Source organism: Duganella paludis (assembly GCF_054461335.1).
Window position 1 is genome coordinate 3,843,309 of record NZ_CM136922.1, and the last position, 18,364, is coordinate 3,861,672.

Annotated in this window: 16 protein-coding genes and 1 tRNA gene; 8 read left to right on the forward strand and 9 right to left on the reverse strand. The window is 57.9% G+C overall.

The features are described 5' to 3' along the window. Window positions 1–2 precede the first annotated feature (2 nt). From ACXZ1M_RS16980 to ACXZ1M_RS16990, 3 genes are all read right to left on the reverse strand, one after another. Window positions 3–332 carry a HigA family addiction module antitoxin gene (locus tag ACXZ1M_RS16980; RefSeq protein ID WP_459048842.1) on the reverse strand — a complete coding sequence of 110 codons (330 nt, stop codon included), beginning with the start codon at window positions 330–332 and terminating at the stop codon, window positions 3–5. Window positions 333–348: 16 nt separating this feature from the next. Further along, entirely contained in the window at window positions 349–630 is a 282-nt protein-coding gene (locus ACXZ1M_RS16985) for a type II toxin-antitoxin system RelE/ParE family toxin (RefSeq protein ID WP_459048843.1), read from the reverse strand. 577 nt (window positions 631–1,207) lie between these two features. Continuing rightward, entirely contained in the window at window positions 1,208–2,626 is a 1,419-nt protein-coding gene (locus ACXZ1M_RS16990) for a hypothetical protein (protein ID WP_459048844.1), read from the reverse strand. Between the two features lie 285 nt (window positions 2,627–2,911). Here ACXZ1M_RS16990 and ACXZ1M_RS16995 point away from each other — a divergent pair, with 285 nt between their 5' ends. Then, entirely contained in the window at window positions 2,912–4,162 is a 1,251-nt protein-coding gene (locus ACXZ1M_RS16995; protein WP_459048845.1) for a P63C domain-containing protein, read from the forward strand. Window positions 4,163–4,396: 234 nt separating this feature from the next. On the opposite strand, the gene ACXZ1M_RS17000 is transcribed toward ACXZ1M_RS16995, so the two are convergent. Both ACXZ1M_RS17000 and ACXZ1M_RS17005 read right to left on the reverse strand, forming a co-directional pair. Continuing rightward, window positions 4,397–6,229 carry an ATP-binding protein gene (locus tag ACXZ1M_RS17000; protein WP_459048846.1) on the reverse strand — a complete coding sequence of 611 codons (1,833 nt, stop codon included), beginning with the start codon at window positions 6,227–6,229 and terminating at the stop codon, window positions 4,397–4,399. Window positions 6,230–6,735: 506 nt separating this feature from the next. Then, a tRNA-Phe gene (locus tag ACXZ1M_RS17005) sits at window positions 6,736–6,811 on the reverse strand. Window positions 6,812–6,888: 77 nt separating this feature from the next. On the opposite strand from ACXZ1M_RS17005, the gene ACXZ1M_RS17010 reads away from it, so the two are divergent. From ACXZ1M_RS17010 to ACXZ1M_RS17040, 7 genes are all read left to right on the forward strand, one after another. Next, window positions 6,889–8,115, forward strand: coding sequence for an FAD-dependent monooxygenase (locus ACXZ1M_RS17010; protein WP_459048847.1), 1,227 nt, complete (start codon window positions 6,889–6,891; stop codon window positions 8,113–8,115). A 33-nt stretch (window positions 8,116–8,148) separates the two neighbouring features. After that, window positions 8,149–8,877 carry a DsbC family protein gene (locus ACXZ1M_RS17015; RefSeq protein WP_459048848.1) on the forward strand — a complete coding sequence of 243 codons (729 nt, stop codon included), beginning with the start codon at window positions 8,149–8,151 and terminating at the stop codon, window positions 8,875–8,877. 28 nt (window positions 8,878–8,905) lie between these two features. Further along, entirely contained in the window at window positions 8,906–9,364 is a 459-nt protein-coding gene (locus ACXZ1M_RS17020) for a (2Fe-2S)-binding protein (RefSeq protein ID WP_373990404.1), read from the forward strand. Window positions 9,365–9,374: 10 nt separating this feature from the next. Then, window positions 9,375–11,603, forward strand: coding sequence for a xanthine dehydrogenase family protein molybdopterin-binding subunit (locus ACXZ1M_RS17025; protein WP_459048849.1), 2,229 nt, complete (start codon window positions 9,375–9,377; stop codon window positions 11,601–11,603). Window positions 11,604–11,611: 8 nt separating this feature from the next. Next, window positions 11,612–12,178, forward strand: coding sequence for a nucleotidyltransferase family protein (locus tag ACXZ1M_RS17030; RefSeq protein WP_459048850.1), 567 nt, complete (start codon window positions 11,612–11,614; stop codon window positions 12,176–12,178). Between the two features lie 11 nt (window positions 12,179–12,189). Next, window positions 12,190–14,010, forward strand: coding sequence for a M61 family metallopeptidase (locus ACXZ1M_RS17035; protein ID WP_459048851.1), 1,821 nt, complete (start codon window positions 12,190–12,192; stop codon window positions 14,008–14,010). A gap of 101 nt (window positions 14,011–14,111) precedes the next feature. Continuing rightward, window positions 14,112–15,293, forward strand: a complete 1,182-nt coding sequence (locus ACXZ1M_RS17040; protein WP_459048852.1) for a GGDEF domain-containing protein — start codon at window positions 14,112–14,114, stop codon at window positions 15,291–15,293. On the opposite strand, the gene trpC is transcribed toward ACXZ1M_RS17040, so the two are convergent. The 4 genes from trpC to ACXZ1M_RS17060 are packed head-to-tail and all read right to left on the reverse strand — an operon-like array spanning window position 15,290 to window position 18,364. Beyond that, a complete protein-coding gene (gene trpC, locus ACXZ1M_RS17045) occupies window positions 15,290–16,090 on the reverse strand; it encodes an indole-3-glycerol phosphate synthase TrpC (RefSeq protein WP_459048853.1) in 801 nt (266 codons plus the stop codon). The genes ACXZ1M_RS17040 and trpC overlap by 4 nt on opposite strands. Further along, a complete protein-coding gene (locus tag ACXZ1M_RS17050; RefSeq protein WP_459048854.1) occupies window positions 16,090–16,743 on the reverse strand; it encodes a LysE family translocator in 654 nt (217 codons plus the stop codon). Before ACXZ1M_RS17050 ends, trpC begins: the two co-directional genes overlap by 1 nt. A gap of 2 nt (window positions 16,744–16,745) precedes the next feature. Continuing rightward, window positions 16,746–17,783 carry an anthranilate phosphoribosyltransferase gene (trpD, locus tag ACXZ1M_RS17055; RefSeq protein ID WP_459048855.1) on the reverse strand — a complete coding sequence of 346 codons (1,038 nt, stop codon included), beginning with the start codon at window positions 17,781–17,783 and terminating at the stop codon, window positions 16,746–16,748. A 17-nt stretch (window positions 17,784–17,800) separates the two neighbouring features. Further along, on the reverse strand, window positions 17,801–18,364 hold the full coding sequence (locus ACXZ1M_RS17060; RefSeq protein WP_459048856.1) for an anthranilate synthase component II: 564 nt from the start codon (window positions 18,362–18,364) through the stop codon (window positions 17,801–17,803).

Consider the following 18,364-nt stretch of genomic DNA (forward strand, 5'->3'; position numbering starts at 1 on the left):
GCTCACGCCGCCAATGCTTGGCCGTTGTCGCCACCGGCGTTGCGCGGCTTGATCTCATCGACGATTTTGTGCATGGCCTGTCTGGTGGCCACTTTCAGATCGTAGGCTTGTTGCAGGTTGAGCCAGGACTGCGGATCGCCACCGAAGTAGCGAGCGAGCCGCAGCGCGGTATCTGCGGTTACGCCACGCTTTTCGTTGACGATGTCATGGACGCGCGACGGCGTGACGTGAAGCGCCTTCGATAGCGCGTGTGGCGTCATCCCCAACGGGGCAAGAAACTCCTCCCGTAAGATCTCACCGGGATGGATGGGCCGCATTTCATTCTTCATCATTCGCAGCTTCGATCAGTTAGTGATAGTCCGTGATTTCCACGTCTTGCGGCCCGTTCGCTGTCCAGACAAAGCAGATTCTGAACTGCGCATTTATGCGAATGCTGTACTCCCCTTGGCGCTTGCCGCTGAGCGCTTCCAGATGATTTCCGGACGGAACGCGTAACAACTCCAAGGTGGTTGCACTGTCCAGCAGTTGAAGCTTACGTTCCGCGCTGGCTCGAAAGCTAGCGAACCGCGGCACGGCCTTTCCTTCGAACAGCTTTTTGGTCTGCTTGCACCGAAAGGACTGTATGGCCATATTGTATGCCGTTTATCAAAGTGCGGTAAGCAAGCATAGCACCCGCCTAGTACGGTACGAATGAGCTCGGTCATTGATCGCTTGGGTATGCGTCCAGCACTAAAGTTCCTCACCCTCTTTGCCGAAGCGAAGCCGAGTTAAATCGGTTGGCTGGAGCTCCTTTTAGGCCTTCATGCGTCGTCCCGCCATTTTTCAACAGCGGACTTCATGTGAGTGAACTGGGCATCTGCGTGGCACCTTTGTCGTGCTCAGCAATTTGTTTCAGACACTTCTTCGAATTTGCAGCGATTGAGTACGCGACGAGTTTCTGTTGCTGGGTCTTAGTTCGGCCCGCAGACGTTGCCAGCAAGCAAAGAAAATGAATCAAATCGTTGTGATGCTTGCCCTCTCCAAGGGAGTTCGTGAAAGTGCGATTCTAGCGCTGTGGCTTGATTGCTTTTTGACGGGGACACCGCAGATGACGCTGCTCTATCGGGGCGGAGGGCAAAATCGAATAAGTTGATCCTGCCTTCTTCTTGCATGCTTACGTCGCCAGGAGGAGTGCAGGAATATCTGGATGGCAGAATGAGGTCTTGAATTAGTCGGGCTTGGCCGAGCTTGGCGATTCTTTCTTGCGATTGCTGGTCCGCTGCCCCCCTGAAAAAGCCTGCCCATTTCTTTGGGCTGCTTTCTCTAAGGCCGCTTGCCGCTCGTTGCCCACCGCGATTAAATTCAAATATTCCGCCCGTTGTTGATCCATCTTAGCTTCTGCCCGTTTTGCATTTTCGATCGCTTCTGCCTTAGCGTTTGCGGCATCTGCTTTGCTGTCTACATAGAGCCAGACACCCCAAGTGAATGGAACAGTGAACGCAATAACTGTCGTCCAAAAGCTGGCCCTTGTGTAGAACAAGCCGGATGCGGCAAGCTGTTTGGACTCCCCAGAATCAATTTTAGCTTCCACCTTGTCTACCTCTGCTTTGGCAGCTTCTTCTTTTTGATGTGCTAGTAGATTTCTCACCAACTCATTTGTCTTGTGGATCGGATTCGTGGCTATATGGAAGGCTGGAGGCGTAAAACGTTCCATGTGGCTTTCAGTCGGGAGTGCTTGGTTGCTTGCTAGCGTTGGAAGTGAACCCATAGCGGCAGCCATGCTCGCTTCAGAGGCCAAACCACCGCCAAAGGATTTCGAGTAAAAATCCAGGTTCTTGATCGCCGATGTTCCGAAGTCATATCCTTGGCTTGCTTGCATATCCCGTACGGCAAACGATCCGCCCATTGCATTGACCATCATCGCTCTCAAAGATAATGCATCGGCGGCGAGAGCATCTGCGCCGAAAATACCGTTGCCAGGTCCCACAAAGGCCCCGATCGCTAACCGCCTTTGTTCTTCCGCGCGCTTAATGTCCTCCACGATTTGAAGTCCGAATCCCGCAGTTGCGTCATGCCGCGCCGCTTTCATCATTTCTTCGGTGCGTAAAAAATCGTTCAGGGCTCGTTGCGTGGCGGCCTCACCGCCGATCAAGCCTTGATAGTCGCGTTTTAAGATGGCCTCGATGTTAGAGGCCTCGGTTAGGCTTTTTTTGATGGAGTCCGTCATTTTCTTTCTGGCCGCTCGCTTGGCAACGATAGCGATACTCATCGCGCTGGCGAGTCCTTCGCACCCTGATGGAGTTTGCTTATCAGCTGTATCTGGAGCCTTGGTGCCGCGAAGCCGGAGAATCAGGTGATTGCAAAATGCGTCCAGTTCATCGACCGGTACGCCTGACACCTCGTCGTCTGTCAGTGTCGGGCCGGCGCACTCGGCATCTACTGTCTCGTCGCCAGTGAGCCTGTGCGCTACAGACTGGAACACGCGTCGCGCAAATTCGATGCTGTCAATGGAGTTGGCCTTGATTCGCTCCTCGAACTCAGCAAAAGTCGTCACCACGTCCAAGCTGGCACAGCGGATGGGACCCAGCGTTGCGGAATCTAGATCAAAGTCCCACTTGCGCAAAAGAAGTCGAATGTCTGTAGGCATAGATATGATTCTCGCGCTGGTTTGTTGTTGAGCTTTAAAGTAATCTTACTCGATCTCACTGTGCCCATGGGGAGAGGGCTGGGATTCCTATGCTTCACTAAGCATGTGAGGGTGAGGGTGAGGGTGAGGCTTGCGCGACGCCCGGGCGCGACACTGCAGACCCTGCTAGGAGCACCTCAGCTCATATAGTTTTAAATAAGCCTCATTCTTACTTTTAAAGATTTTCCTTGCATGATTGAAAAATGCAGGTTTATACTTGCATTTCAATGAAGCGTAAGGATTTTTATGAAAAAGCCTGCATTCCCATCTCTTGTAAGTTCACCAGCGAAAGCGAAGCCGGCAGCGAAGGCGCTGGCAAAACCGGTAGCTAAGCCAGCGACAAAGCCAGTAGCGAAGCCCGCGACAAAGCTGATAGCTAAGATAGCGACAAAACCGGTAGCTAAGCCCGCGACAAAGCCGGTAGTTAAGGTAGCGACAAAGCCGGTAGCTAAGTCGGCGGGAAAGCCACTAGAGAAGCCAGTGGCGCAAGGGAAAGCCAAAGGTGGGGTGGCGCGTGCCGCTAAGCTCAGTACCGCCGAACTTAAAGAAATTTCGAGAAAAGGCGTAGAAGCAAAAAGGTTGCTTTCGTCCTTGCCCAAGGCAACGCATGGCTCAGTCGATCGACCATTGAAGATTGGTGATGTTGAAATCCCTTGCTACGTGCTGGAGGACGGGACCCGGGTTCTTTCGCAGCGGGGGTTAATTGCTGGTATAGGAATGAGTACTGGCTCAACGAATACCGGCGATGCGCGACACGTCGCATTCTTTGAGTCGGATGCCATAAAACCATTTGAAATCAATAACTTAACGGCGGTGCTGAGGGCTCCGATTCAGTTCCGTCCGCAGCACGGTGGTCGTGCAGCATATGGTTACCCAGCGATTATTTTGGCGGATATTTGCGAAACGGTGTTGGCGGCCCGTCGTGCCGGCAAACTTCCATCACGTCAGACGGCGATCGCGGATCAATGCGAAATTCTCGTACGCGCGTTTGCTCGAGTCGGAATTATAGCCTTAGTCGATGAGGCTACAGGCTATCAGAAAGATCGAGCTCGCGATGCGTTGGCGAAGATTTTGGAGGCATTCGTGGCCAAAGAGCTTCAACCATATGTCAAGAAATTTCCAGCCAGTTTCTATGAAGAGATGTTTAGATTACGAGGACTTCCATTTGATCCCACATCGGTAAAGCGGCCTCCATATTTTGGACATCTCACAAATGACATTATTTATCGCCGATTGGCTCCTGGGGTGTGGCTGGAATTAAAAGCGAAAGCCAAGAAAAATGCAGAAGGACGTCCTACTCATCAGTTACACCGACTGTTGAGTCCAGATGTTGGCGATCCACGTCTAAAGGATTTGATTACCCGTGTTACTACAGTTATGCAGCTCAGCGAGAAATGGGTGGATTTCAAAACTAAGCTGGACCGTATTGCACCAGCCTATGATGAGACTCTCCAATTACCGTTTGAACTAGAGGGGGATGATGGCGAAGGGATGTAGGCATGTTGCGACGTTAATCAATACGTGGAGACGGTCTGATCGTTCGCAGATGAGATCGACGGCAGCACACGATAAGAAAACGCCATTATGTTAAGGATAAAACGCCGCGCTAAGACTTGGTTTGCCCCTTATCCATGCCGCCTGCATGGATAAGGGTTACCGTCTCCCGAAGTCCCCACATTTGCGGAAATAGGAGTGCGTTCGCAGACATAAGATAGCAAAGAGCTGTTGACCTTACTTCCGCCGGGTCCTGACATTGACCTTTCGGCCATCGATCTCAATTCCCTGTAATGCCTTCACTAGGGCGCGTTCAGGGCTTTTCACCACCTCAATTGTCACAAAGGCAAAGCCACGATTGCGCCCCGGTGTAGTGCTTTCCGGCAAATCGACAGATAAGACACTATATTTTTCTTCAAGAATCCCGCAAATCGATTCTACTGTCGAGTTAAAATTCAAATTACTAAAATACAGCTGAGCTTCCACGGACGATGGAGCAGTTGCCCCCAATTCATCGATGGAGGCCTCGTCGATCATGGTTGACGCGTCAGCAGGCTTGGCGGTGACCTTGAACATCGGCACAGAGCGTTTCGGGATCTTTCTCGCTTTTGATATAGACATAGCTTTGGTGTCATTTTTTGTGCGTATGACAAGCTTCAGTTGACGCAGTGGTGTCAGAATTTCTCTAACTTGATCGGTGTCCACAATACCTAGACGGTCAATGATGTCTTGAGTCGAAAATTCCTTGCCTTCAAAACCTAACGCCAGCACGGCTGTTTGATTTTCTGATAATTTGAATTCTTCGAAGAGGGACAACCAGAGTTTTACACGTGGATCATACAGTGATCGATGGAAAAGCGTTACGGTGAAATTGTCGTCATTGCTTTGTATGTCTGGTTCGGCCAGCGCATTGCTCCGCATGACATCATAGATGCGGCGAATGCCTTCGCCCATTTCACGAACATATCCCACCTCGCGTAATACCCTTGCAATCAACGGATTTCGCGATTCATGTGCCCCACGTAGTTTTCGAATATCGTCCAGTGATATAGTAGAAAGCACCCTGCCTGGACTTGCGATTTCTAATCGGTCGGAGAAAATGCTGATTTCAATGCCGCGGCCTTGAATGGCGTAGTTACGATGAACGATGGCGTTGATTAGTGCCTCTCTGCAAGCGATCTGAGGGTAGGAATAGCTTTGTTTGAAGCGCGCTTGGTCACTTAAGGAGGTGTGCATTGTCAGCGCATAGCTGACGCGCTCCCATGCACTTTCGACCAACTTGAGCACATTGTCCGATACGATGTCGTCTTTCATGACGTTGAAAGCACCACCTGATCGCCGTTCCTTGCCGCCAATCGTAAAAATACGAACGAAGCAGCCTGGATGAAAATTCCGAACGTCTTTTGCAAACAGCAATAGTGCAGCTGCTTTTAGTTTTAATCCTGACGGGGTAAATTCGGCGAGACCAAGGTGTTGCAAACATTTCTCCGCCGTTACGCCGTATGCAACCTGATTGGATACTTGTTGTAAGAGGGGGAGATCCAAATTGTCGAGCGTTGCGGAGTGCTCAATGGCGCGATCCCAAGTGCGGGACGTAAGTTCTAGCCGTTCTGCCTGAATTTTCTCGGCTCCGACAGGTACAGATTCCAAATCAAGTCGTTTTAGACATTTGCCATCAGACGTTAGGTATGCGAAATCATTGCCCTTTGAAATGGAGAAGTAAAGGACCGTTTTGTCGTTGATTGCCACGAGGCTGATCTGGGGGCGTGGCAGGGGCGTGTCGCCATGCACATGGCTTTTATATGCACCCTGAAGCAATTCAATTTCGGCGGGAGTGTGCAGTAGCCCAGAGATCGTTCCGTCGTCTTCTATGCCGACATAAAGTTCGCCTCCATCGGAGTTGGCAAACGCAACTAGCGTTTTTGCGATATCGGCACAAATATCCTTCGGAGGCCGCTTTCTTTTGGATTCTGGCGGTCCTTCAACAGCGCTTTTGAACTCGCGATAATGACTTTCGCCGATGCGCGTGGCCAAGTCAATTCGCTCTTGTAGCACCAGTACTTCGTCCATGCAAATCCCCCCAAAGTTAACTCACCCGCCGACGCCAATGCAGATGTCTGAACACCGTACCCGAGTATAGTTCAGCGGAGAGGATTTGAGTATCTGCAGCGAAACATTGACGAGCGCTGCACAGCTCTGACAAGCGTTTTAAGGCTTAAACGAGAGGCGGGCGGAATACTACAAGGAGCTCTGGGTTCAAGGCTTAGCTCTGGTGGGCATGGTTATATGTCGCCCGCATTTGATTGATCGAATTGCTGCATAGGTCGGCACCTCGGCTGGGTACGGAGTGAAGGGAGGCATATGAAGGCTAGAGAGGGCTGTTGCCTGTCTGACGCCTACCAATCTTTCCCGTCGTGTGTGTCTTTTCACTCGGGCCAGTTTAACTTGAAGCGATATTTGAGGGGGAGGGGGGGGGGGCTCGACTCGGGAATGGGCCGATACAAGGACTATCGACACAAGGACTATGTGTCGTAGAAACAAAAACGCCACCCGAAGGTGGCGTTTTTTTATATTCTTGGTGGCCCGGGGCGGAATCGAACCACCGACACAAGGATTTTCAATCCTCTGCTCTACCAACTGAGCTACCAGGCCAAGGAGCAGAATTATAGCATCTGCCGGAAAAAGCGCAAGGGGCAAATTCTGTTTCCTACAAACGCTATAATGGCCGGATGAATAAGCCCACCTCTCCCGCTGCGCTGCGCGTGATCGAAAGTGATATTTGCATCGTTGGCAATGGCGCGATTGCCAAGACCGCTGCGCTGGGCCTGGCCCAGGCCGGCCTGAGTGTGACTTTGCTCGGGCCGACGGCGCCGCCGCCGTCGCTACAGCAGCAGGCCGGCGAGCCGGGGTGGGATGCGCGCGTCTACGCGCTCAATCACACCGCACATCATCTGTTGTCGTCCCTGCGGGTCTGGGATGCGCTCGATCACTCCCGCGTGGCGCCGGTCGATGCGATGATCGTCCAGGGCGACGGCCCTCACGCCGGCGCGCTGGCCTTCGACGCCTACGGCGCCCACACCAATGCGTTGACCTGGATCCTGGAAGACCGCAACCTGAACCAGGCGCTCGACGCCGCGCTGCGCTTCGCCCAGAACGTGAAGCTGGTCAGCGGCCGCGCCACTGGCTTGCTGCGCGCCGACGACAGCGCCAGCATCCACCTCGACGACGGCACCAGCATCAAGGCCGCACTGGTGGTCGGCGCCGACGGCGCCCAGTCCTGGGTGCGCGGCCAGTGCGACATCGGCCTCGATTACCGCAGCTATAACCAGTGCGCCGTGGTCTCCAACTTCGCATGCGAACTGCCGCACCACGGCGCCGCTTACCAGTGGTTCACCGGCGCAGAAGGCATCGTGGCGCTGCTGCCGCTGCCCGGTAATAAAGTGTCGCTGGTGTGGTCCGCGCCGGAACAACTGGCCGATACACTGCGCACCGAATCGGCCGCGCAGATCGCCGCCCGCCTGGCCGTCTACGCGCAGGAGAAGCTGGGCGCGCTGACGCCGCTGCAGCCGGAACTGGTGCGCGATTTCCCATTGCGCCTGGTGCGCCCGCACAGCATGATCGCGCCGCGCGTTGCCCTGATCGGCGACGCCGCCCACGTGGTCCATCCGCTGGCCGGCCATGGCATGAACCTCGGCTTCGCCGATGTGGCGCAACTTGTCAAGACGCTGTCCGAGCGCGAACCGCAGCGCGGCATCGGCGACGACCGCGTGCTGGCCCGCTACGAACGCGCGCGCAAGGAGGACGTGCTGTTGATGCAGCTGACCACCGACGGCCTGGCGCGCTTGTTCGAGACCGATATCGAGCCCCTGCGCGTGGTGCGCAATTTGGGATTAAACTTGTTGAATAAATTACCTGTGCTGAAGCGCCGCCTCATCTCCCACGCGATGGGCAAGTAATCGGCAGTTGAAACAGCAGTTACCGGAGAAGTCATGAGAAAGAGTAAGTTCGCGTTGTTGTCCTTGTCCGTGCTGATGGCGTCCTGCGTCGGCGCACAAACCCCGCCCAGCACCGAGGCGATCAAGAAGCTGATCGAGCCGCGCCTGGGCGTGAACGTCAAGGTCGATTCGGTCAAGGAAACGCCGTACAGCGGCCTGTATGAAGTGCGCATCGGCAGCGACATCCTGTACACCGACAAAACCGCCACCTACCTGATCAACGGCCATATCTTCAACCTAACCACCGGCGCCGACCTGACGCGCGAGCGCATCGAGGAAATCTCGAAGATCAAGTTCTCCGATCTGCCGCTGGATAAATCCATCAAGACCGTCAAGGGCGACGGCTCGCGCGTGATCGCGGTGTTCGAAGATCCGAACTGCGGCTATTGCAAGCGCCTGCGCCAGACCACGCTGAAGGAAATCGACAACGTCACCATCTACACCTTCATGTATAACATCCTGTCGGACGATTCGTTCGCCAAGTCGAAGAACATCTGGTGCTCGGCGGATCGCGGCAAGGCCTGGGACGACTGGATGATCGGCGGTAAAGCCGCTCCGGCCGCCGCCGCGTCGTGCGAGTCGCCGAACGATGAAGTGCTGGCGCTGGGCCGCAAGCTGGGCGTGCAGGGGACGCCGGCGATTTTCTTCGCCGACGGCTCGCGCGTGCCGGGCGCCATCGACACCAAGACGCTGGAAGAGAAGTTCAGCAAGGTTAAGCAATAACAATCGTAGCCAAACCAGGGAGACATGCATGATCACTTTGAACGTCAATGGTAAAGATGTACAGGTGGACGCCGATCCGTCGACGCCTATCCTGTGGGCCCTGCGTGATAACCTGAATATGACAGGCACCAAGTTTGGCTGCGGCATGGCGCTGTGCGGCGCCTGCACCGTGCATCTGGACGGCCAGCCGACCCGCTCCTGCGTGACGCCGATTTCGGCCGTCGCCGGGCAGAAGATCACCACCATCGAAGCGATGGAAACCGACAAAGTCGGCAAGGCCGTGCAGGATGCGTGGGTCAAGATCGACGTGCCGCAGTGCGGCTACTGCCAGAGCGGCCAGATCATGAGCGCCACCGCGCTGCTGCGCACGAATAAAAATCCTTCGGATGCCGATATCGATAACGCCATGAGCGGCAATATCTGCCGATGCGGCACCTATCAGCGCATTCGCTCCGCCATCAAAGACGCCGCCAAATCCATCGCCTGAGGAAAACACCATGCGTATCGAATGGTTTAATCAAGGCGCGATGGTGAGCGCGTCCGCATCCGCCTCCGGCCTGTCGCGCCGCAGCTTCATGAAAACCGGCGCAGTGGCCGGCGGTGGTCTGGTGCTGGGCTTCTTCCTGCCCGGCGCCGGCCGTTTCGCCAATGCGCAGCAGGCGCCGGCCACGGTGCACCAGCCCAACGCCTTCCTGCGGATTGCGCCGGACAACCGCGTGACGGTGCAGGTCAATCGCCTGGAGTTCGGGCAGGGCGTGCAGACTTCGCTGCCGATGCTGATCGCCGAAGAGCTGGAGGCCGATTGGTCGCTGGTGGACGGCGCGCTGGCGCCGGCAGGTGATCAGTACAAGGACCCGCTGTTCGGCATCCAGATCACCGGCGGCTCGGGCAGCGTGGCGCATTCGTTCATCCAGTACCGCGAAATCGGCGCCAGGGCGCGCATGATGCTGATCGCGGCGGCGGCCGAACAATGGAAGGTTCCGGCCGACCAGATCAAAGCCGTCAAGAGCACACTGATCGGACCTGCGGGGCAGCGGGCCACTTACGGTTCGCTGGCCGATGCAGCCATGAAGCAGCCGGTGCCCGCCACCGTCAAGCTGAAGGACCCGAAGGACTTCACCATCATCGGCAAGCCGGTCAAGCGGCTCGATGCGCGCGCCAAGTCCAGCGGCAAGCAGCAGTTCGGCATCGACTTCAAGGCGCCCGATAGCAAGGTCGCCGTGGTGGCGCGTCCGCCGGTGTTCGGCGCCAAAGTGGCCAAGTTCGACGCCAGCAAGGCCAAGGCCATCAAGGGCTTGATCGACGTGCTGGAAGTGAAGACCGACCGTGGCGGCAGCGGCGTGGTGGTGATCGCCGACGGTTACTGGCCGGCCAAGAGCGGCCGCGAAGCGCTGGCCATCGATTGGGACACCAGCGCCGTCGAGAAAGTCAGCAGCGACAAGCAGCTGGCCGAGTACAAGGCGCTGGCGCAAAAGCCGGGGAATCCCGTGCGCAAGGCCGACACGTCCAAGCTGGCCGGCGCGGCGAAGAAAATCTCGGCCGTCTATGAATTCCCTTATCTGGCGCACGCGCCGATGGAGCCGTTGAACTGCGTGGTCGACCTGCGCAAGGACGGTTGCACCGTGTGGGCCGGCTCGCAGTTCCAGACCGTGGACCAGGGCGCGATCGCCGCCACCGCCGGTTTGAAGCCGGAGCAGGTGACGCTGAATACGATGATGGCCGGTGGCGGTTTCGGCCGCCGCGCGGTGCCGACCTCCGACTATCTGGTGGAAGCGGTCAACATCGCCAAGGTGTGGCAGGCCGCAGGCCACAAGGAGCCGATTAAAGTCGTCTGGAGCCGCGAGGACGACATCAAGGGCGGCTACTACCGTCCGTCGCACGTGCACCGCGCCGACATCGGCATCGATGCCAAGGGCGAGATCGTGGCGTGGGATCACGTCATTGTCGGCCAATCCATCGTCACCGGCACGCCGTTCGAGCCGATGATGGTCAAGGACGGCGTCGACGCCACCATGGTCGAAGGCATGGGCGAGCCGTATGAAGTACCGCTGAATCTGAGCGCACACTCGGTCAAGGCCAATGTGCCGGTGCTGTGGTGGCGTTCCGTCGGCTCGACCCACACCGCCTTTGTGATGGAAACCCTGATCGACGAAGCCGCGCACGCGGCCAAGATGGATCCGGTGGCCTACCGCAAAAAGCTGATGGGCGAGAAGGGCAAGCGCCACATGGCCGCGCTGGACCTGGCCGTGGCCAAATCCGGCTACGGCAAGAAGGCGCTGCCGAAAGGCCAGGCCTACGGCGTGGCGGTGCATGAATCATTCAATACCGTGATCGCCTATGTGGTGGTGGCCTCGGTGAAGAATGGCCAGCCCAAGCTGCACAAGGTCACGGCCGGCGTCCACTGCAACACGGCTGTCAATCCCTTGACCATCGAAGCGCAGATCCAGGGCGCGGCGCTGATGGGCCTCGGCATGACCTTGCCGGGCGCCGCCATCACGCTGAAGGACGGCGTGGTGGAGCAGCAGAACTTCAGCGACTACACCGTGGCGCGCATGACCGACATGCCGAAGATCGACGTTCACATCGTGCCGTCGAACGATCCGCCTACCGGCATGGGCGAACCGGGCCTGCCGCCGCTGGCGCCGGCCTTCGCCAATGCCCTGTTCAAGTTGACCGGCAAGCGCCTGCGCAAACTGCCGTTCGACCTGGCCAGCGCCAAGGCGTAATCAAGCGGATGGCTTTAACCGGCATCCTGCTCGCAGCCGGACGCGGTCGACGCTTCGACCCGTCCGGCGTACAAAACAAACTGCTTCAAACCATGGCGGACGGCGAGATCGTCGTTGCCGCCAGCGCCAGGAATATGCTGGCCGTGCTGCCCCGCGTGGTGGCTGTGGTGCGCGAGGGCGACGACAAGGTCGCCGCGCTGCTGGGCCGTCTCGGTTGCGAAGTGCGCGTCTGCGTCGATGCGGACCTGGGCATGGCCGAATCGCTGATCACCGCCATCGAACACACCAGGGGCGCCGAAGGGTGGCTGATCGGCCTGGGCGACATGCCGCGCGTGCGGCCCGACACCATGCGCGCCCTGGTCGCTACAATAGAGCGTGGCGCCCGCATCGCCGCACCGGTGTTTGCAGGGCGGCGCGGCAATCCGGTCGCCTTCAGTTTCTATCACCTGCCGTTGCTGCTGGCGCTGGAAGGAGACCAGGGAGCGCGCGCGATTTTAAAAAGCCACGCTGTCAGCGAAGTGGCGGTCGACGATGAAGGCGTGGTGCGCGACATCGACACGCCGAGCGATCTATAACAGGATTTATGATGAAAAAACCGAGCAAAACTCTCCCTTCTATCGCCTACACCATCGCCGGCCATGATCTGGCCGCGCACTTGTTCCATGTTTCGGTCACGGTGGCCGCACCGGCCGAAGGCGGCCAGATTTTCGCGTTGCCGGCGTGGATCCCGGGCAGTTACATGATTCGTGAGTTTTCCCGCAATATTGTGCGCATCCGCGCCGAATCCCGGAGCGAGCCGGTCGAACTGACCAAGCTCGATAAGCACTCGTGGCAGGCCGCGCCGCTGGCCGACCGCAGTGCGCCGCTGACCGTCCACTACGAGGTGTACGCCTGGGATCTGTCGGTACGCGCCGCCCACCTGGACCAGCATCACGGCTTTTTCAACGGCACCAGCGTATTCCTGCGCGTGCTCGGGCAGGAAGAACGGCCGCACGTGGTGGACATCCAGCGGCCGGCCGACGAAGCGGCGCAGAACTGGCGCGTGGCCACCTCGCTGCCGGAGCTGAAAGCGAAACGTTATGGTTTTGGCACCTACATCGCGTCGAATTACGATGAGCTGATCGACCACCCTGTGGAGCAGGGCGACTTTGCGCTGGCCACCTTCAAGGCCCACGGTGTGCCGCACGACATCGTCATCACCGGCCGCGTGCCGAACCTGGACCTGGCCCGCCTGAGCGCCGACCTGAAAAAAATCTGCGAAACCCAGATAGCCTTCTTCGAACCGAAGACCAAAAAAGCGCCGATGGACCGATATGTGTTCATGACCATGGCGGTGGGCGACGGCTACGGTGGCCTGGAGCACCGCGCCTCGACCGCGCTGATCTGCAACCGTGGCGACCTGCCGACCACCTCCGCCAAGAGCACCGAGATCAGCGACGGCTACCTGCAATACCTCGGCCTGTGCAGCCATGAATACTTCCACAGCTGGAATGTGAAGCGCATCAAGCCGGCCGCCTTTGCGCCATATAACCTGCAGGTCGAGAATTATTCGCCGCTGCTGTGGTTATTCGAAGGTTTCACCAGTTATTACGACGACTTAATGCTGGTACGTGCGGGACTGATCGCCGAACCGGCGTATTTCAAATTGCTGGGTAAAACCGTCGGCAGCGTATTGCGCGGCAGTGGTCGCACCAAGCAAAGCGTCGCCGATTCAAGTTTCGACGCCTGGGGTAAATATTATCGCCAGGATGAAAATGCGCCGAATGCGATTATCAGCTATTACACCAAGGGTTCTTTAATCGGTCTGGCGTTGGATTTAAGCATCCGCGCCAAAACCGGCGGCAAGAAATCGCTGGATGACGTGATGCGTGCATTGTGGCAGCGTTATGGCAGCGATTTTTATAATGGTGGCGGCCGTGGCGTAACGCCGGCCGAAGCCGAGGCATTATTTGATGAAATCAGCGGTGGCCGATTCAAGGCATTCTTCGATAAATATATCCGTGACACGGAAGATCTGCCGTTGGCTAAATTGCTGGCCCCATTCGGCGTTAAATATAGCGACGAACGTAAATCGGCCAAACCGAGTTTCGATGCCAATCTCGGCCGGGATGGCAATGATTGCAAGCTGTCGGCGGTGCATGAAAATGGCGCTGCCCATCAGGCTGGATTATCGGCCGGCGATATTCTGATTGCCGTCGATGGCCTGCGCGTCACCGCCACCAATCTGGATAATCTGCTGTCGCGTTATGCGGTGGGCGATACGGTGGAAGTCCACGCATTCCGCCGTGACGAACTGATGACCGTTCATCTGACCTTGCAAGGCGACCGTGTTCCGGGAATTACTTTGGCGCTCGATTCCTCGGCCAAAAAGCCGGCTGGTCCGCTGCGACCAAGTGCCAGCAGATAATTAATTATCAATAATTCAGCCGCGCCCCTATGGCGCGGCTTTTTTTTAAGCTACACTTATGCTAATTTTTAGCACGTAAAAGCTCAATTCTGGCGTATATAGTGACTTTGCTCGATCCTCTTACCGTTGTAGTGATGGGCACGCTGATGGCCGCCGCGATGAGCGTGGTCCTGTATTCCGCCCATCTGAATTTCCCCAAGGAGATTCAAGGCTTGCGCGATTGGGCGATGGGCCTGGTATTGCTGGTGCTTGGTGCGGGATTATTCGGCCTGCGTGATCTATCGCCGATCATGCCGATTTGCGCTAATTCCTTGTTGATTTGGGGCGTGGGATTAACCATGATCGGCACCGAGCGGTTTTATGCCGTGCGCCCCTCTTGGTGGATATTCAATCTGGTGTGGGGCATGGCGGTGGCGGGAATTATATTCTGGCTGCTGGTGATGCCGAGTTTCAGCGCACGGGTAGCCACTTTCTCATTTCTTGCATTCGTGTTTTATTCCAGGCAGGTTTTCCTTATCTGGAAATACGGCGATACCCATTCCAGCTCCCAGTTTTTCGGCGTTTTAATGATTATTCAATCCGCAGTCGTTTTAACGCGCGGATTATTGGCCGTCATATATGGCAGCGCTAAAGTTAATCTGATGATCGCCGGCCCATTCCCCAGTATTTACCTGGCCGTCGGCCATTTCATGATATTGCTGATGACCGTAGGCTTTATGACGGTGTGCACGCGTCGTCTGCAAACCACCCTGGAGCGCCGCTCCACGCTCGATCCCCTGACCGAAGTTCTAAATCGTCGCGGCTTTGCCGATATTTACGCCAAGGAGCACGCATTGATGCGCCGCGAATGCACCTGCATGACGATGCTGAGTATCGATATCGATTACTTTAAAAAGATTAACGACGGCCACGGCCACGCCGTTGGCGACCGGGTATTAATCGATGTGGCCCAGGTTATTTCCAAAGCGCTGCGCGCGTCGGATCACGTGGCCCGTTTCGGTGGCGAGGAATTTGTCGTGCTGCTGCCGGCCACCGGATTGGACCGGGCGCTGCATGTTACCGAACGCATTCAGGCTGCCTTGCGCGCGTCGCGTACCGAGGTGCCGCCGTACACCGTCAGTTTCGGCGTGGCGTGCCAAACCAGCGCGGACGAAAGCCTGGAAGGCGTTCTGATCCGCGCGGACAAGGCATTGTATTGCGCTAAGGAAAGAGGGCGCGACCGTTACGAGATCGCGCCGGACGCCGGCCTGACGCTGCCGGCGCGTACGGGATTGATGGCTTAGTCGAACAGTCGGGCCAGTTCGGCGCCCGGGTCCTGGGCGCGCATGAAAGCCTCGCCGACCAGGAAAGCGTGCACATTGGCGTCGCGCATGCGTTTGACGTCGGCCGGGGTCAGGATGCCGGATTCGGTGATAACCATTTTCTCCGGCGGCATGCGGTCCAGCAGGGCCAGCGTATTTTCCAGCGACACTTCGAAGGTCCGCAGATTGCGGTTGTTGACGCCCACCAGTTTGGTATTCAGCTTGAGGGCGGCGGTCAGCTCGTCGCCGTCGTGGGTTTCCACCAGCACGTCCATGCCCAATTCCTGGGCAACGGCTTCCATTTCCGCCATCAGGCCGTGATCGAGCGCCGAGACGATAAGCAGGATCGCATCCGCTCCCATCGCGCGTGCCTCGTAGATCTGATAGATGTCGACCATGAAGTCCTTGCGCAGCACCGGCAGCGCGCAGGCGCCGCGCGCCTGCTGCAGGTAGGCCACGGAGCCCTGGAAGAACTGCTCGTCGGTCAACACCGACAGGCACGCGGAGCCGTTGGATTCGTAGCTGGCGGCGATATCGGCAGGGCGGAAGTCCGCGCGCAGCACACCTTTGGACGGCGAGGCCTTTTTGATTTCGGTGATGACGCCAGCCTTGCCGGCGGCGATCTTGGCGCGCAGGCTGGCTTCAAAGCCGCGCAGGCCGGCGCGCAGTTCGGCGTTGGACTCCACCTCGTCGCGCAGGCTGGTCAAGCTGCGGTACTTCTTGGCGGCGGCCACTTCGTCGGCTTTCACCGCCAGGATTTTGTTCAGGATGTCAGACATTAACGTTGCTCCGAAAGGGCGAGGCGCACGCCGAGGGCCAGGAACAGGCCGCCCATGGTGCGGTTCAGCCACAGCGACACCAGCGGCTTGATGTTCAAGCGCGCGCTGGCAAAGGCGGTGAAGATGGCCAGGCCGTGGCAATACAGCATGCCATTGAAATTAAAAATCGTGCCCAGGATGATGAATGCCAGCGGCTTGCTGCCGGCATCGGCTGCAATAAACTGCGGCACAAACGCCAGGAAGAACAGCGCCACCTTGGGATTCAGTACATTGGTCAGGAAGCCCTGGAAGAAGATCTTGCGCCATGCCAGCGGCTTGGCCGCTTGCGCGACGAGTGTCGCCGCGCAAGCGTCGTCTTCCTCGCGCAGCTTCGCGCGCAGCATGCCGATACCCATGTAGACGATATAGGCGGCGCCCACCCACTTCACCACCGTGAAGGCGGTGGCGGAAGTCGACAGCAGGGCCGACAGGCCCAATGCCGCCGCCAGCACGTGCACCATGGTGCCGGCGCCGATGCCCAGCGCGGCGGCCGAACCGGCACGCCAGCCTTGCGTGGCGCTGCGCGTCATGATGAGCAGATTGTCGGGACCGGGCATGACATTCAACAGCAGGCCCGAGATGATGAACAGCGTCAGGTCGTGAATGCCGAACATGCTCAGTTCCCCCGGCCGAGGACTTGCGTGACTTCGACGAACTGCTCGATCTTGCGCAGCGCGTCGCCGGAATGGATCGCGGCGCGTGCGCGCTTCAGGCCATCCTCGATCGAGCTGGCCACGCCGGCCGCGTACAGCGCCGTGCCGGCATTCAGCGAGACGATGTCGTAGGCCGCACCCGGCTCGCCGCGCAGCGCTTCCATCATGCGCGCTTTCGATTCGGTGGAATCGGCCACGCGCAGGTTGCGGCTGGCGATCATCTGCATGCCGAAATCCTCCGGGTGGATTTCATACTCGCGGATTTCGCCGTCTATCAGTTCACCGACCATGGTGGAGGCGCCCAGCGACACTTCATCCATATTGTCTTTGCCGTACACCACGATGGCGTGCTGCGCACCGAGGCGCTGCAGCACGCGCACCTGGATACCGACCAAGTCCGCATGGAACACGCCCATCAGGATATTCGGCGCACCGGCCGGATTGGTCAGCGGTCCCAGGATGTTGAAGATGGAACGCACTCCCAGCTCGCGGCGCACCGGCGCCACGTGTTTCATGGCCGCGTGGTGGTTCGGTGCGAACATGAAGCCGATGCCGGTCTGCGCGATCGATTGCGCGATTTGTTCCGGCTTCAGGTTGATGTTGGCGCCCAGCGATTCGATCACGTCCGCGCTGCCCGACGACGACGACACACTGCGGCCGCCGTGCTTGGCCACGCGCGCGCCCGCCGCTGCGGCCACGAACATCGCGGTGGTGGAGATGTTGAAGGTGTGGGCGCCGTCGCCGCCGGTGCCGACGATGTCCAGCAGGCCGGTGGTGTCGGCCATCGGCACCTTGGTGGAGAACTCGCGCATCACGGTGGCGGCGGCGGCGATTTCGCCGATGGTTTCTTTTTTCACGCGCAGGCCCATGGTCAGGGCCGCGACCATGGTCGGCGACATTTCGCCCGACATGATCTGGCGGAACAGGTGCAGCATCTCGTCGTGGAAGATTTCGCGGTGTTCGATGCAGCGCAGCAGTGCTTCTTGATGGGTGATAGGCATGGCTATTCCTTCTTTAATCAGCGGACGAGAAAGTTCTTCAACAGTTGATGGCCGTGTTCGGACAGGATGGACTCGGGGTGGAACTGCACGCCCTCGATGTCGTAGTCCTTGTGCCGCACGCCCATGATTTCACCGTCGTCGGTCCATGCCGTCACTTCCAGGCAGGACGGCAGCGAGCTGCGCTCGATGGCCAACGAGTGATATCGGATCACCGTGAAGGGAGACGGGAGGTCTTTGAAGACGCCCACGCCCGTATGCGCGATTAAAGAAGTTTTGCCATGCATGACCTGCTTGGCGCGTATGACCTTGCCGCCGAACGCTTCGCCGATGGCCTGGTGGCCAAGGCACACGCCCAGGATCGGCTTCTTGCCGGCGAAGTGCTTGAGCACCGCGATCGAAATGCCTGCCTGCGACGGGTCTTTCGGTCCCGGCGAAATGCAGATGTGGTCCGGATTGAGCGCCTCGATCTCCGCGATGGTGATTTCATCGTTGCGGAAAACGCGCACGTCTTCACCCAGCTCGCCGAAGTACTGCACGATGTTGTAGGTGAAGGAGTCGTAGTTGTCGATCATTAGCAGCAT

Excerpts from the sequence above, each read along its gene's own strand:
- ACXZ1M_RS16995 (WP_459048845.1), top strand. The coding sequence starts at position 2,912 with ATGAAAAAGCCTGCATTCCCATCTCTTGTAAGTTCACCAGCGAAAGCG.
- ACXZ1M_RS17030 (WP_459048850.1), top strand. The coding sequence starts at position 11,612 with ATGGCTTTAACCGGCATCCTGCTCGCAGCCGGACGCGGTCGACGCTTC.
- ACXZ1M_RS17020 (WP_373990404.1), top strand. The coding sequence starts at position 8,906 with ATGATCACTTTGAACGTCAATGGTAAAGATGTACAGGTGGACGCCGAT.
- trpD (WP_459048855.1), bottom strand. The coding sequence starts at position 17,783 with ATGCCTATCACCCATCAAGAAGCACTGCTGCGCTGCATCGAACACCGC.
- ACXZ1M_RS17010 (WP_459048847.1), top strand. The coding sequence starts at position 6,889 with ATGAATAAGCCCACCTCTCCCGCTGCGCTGCGCGTGATCGAAAGTGAT.
- ACXZ1M_RS17000 (WP_459048846.1), bottom strand. The coding sequence starts at position 6,229 with ATGGACGAAGTACTGGTGCTACAAGAGCGAATTGACTTGGCCACGCGC.
- ACXZ1M_RS17035 (WP_459048851.1), top strand. The coding sequence starts at position 12,190 with ATGAAAAAACCGAGCAAAACTCTCCCTTCTATCGCCTACACCATCGCC.
- trpC (WP_459048853.1), bottom strand. The coding sequence starts at position 16,090 with ATGTCTGACATCCTGAACAAAATCCTGGCGGTGAAAGCCGACGAAGTG.
- ACXZ1M_RS16980 (WP_459048842.1), bottom strand. The coding sequence starts at position 332 with ATGATGAAGAATGAAATGCGGCCCATCCATCCCGGTGAGATCTTACGG.
- ACXZ1M_RS16990 (WP_459048844.1), bottom strand. The coding sequence starts at position 2,626 with ATGCCTACAGACATTCGACTTCTTTTGCGCAAGTGGGACTTTGATCTA.
- ACXZ1M_RS17050 (WP_459048854.1), bottom strand. The coding sequence starts at position 16,743 with ATGTTCGGCATTCACGACCTGACGCTGTTCATCATCTCGGGCCTGCTG.
- ACXZ1M_RS17015 (WP_459048848.1), top strand. The coding sequence starts at position 8,149 with ATGAGAAAGAGTAAGTTCGCGTTGTTGTCCTTGTCCGTGCTGATGGCG.
- ACXZ1M_RS17060 (WP_459048856.1), bottom strand. The coding sequence starts at position 18,364 with ATGCTGCTAATGATCGACAACTACGACTCCTTCACCTACAACATCGTG.
- ACXZ1M_RS16985 (WP_459048843.1), bottom strand. The coding sequence starts at position 630 with ATGGCCATACAGTCCTTTCGGTGCAAGCAGACCAAAAAGCTGTTCGAA.
- ACXZ1M_RS17025 (WP_459048849.1), top strand. The coding sequence starts at position 9,375 with ATGCGTATCGAATGGTTTAATCAAGGCGCGATGGTGAGCGCGTCCGCA.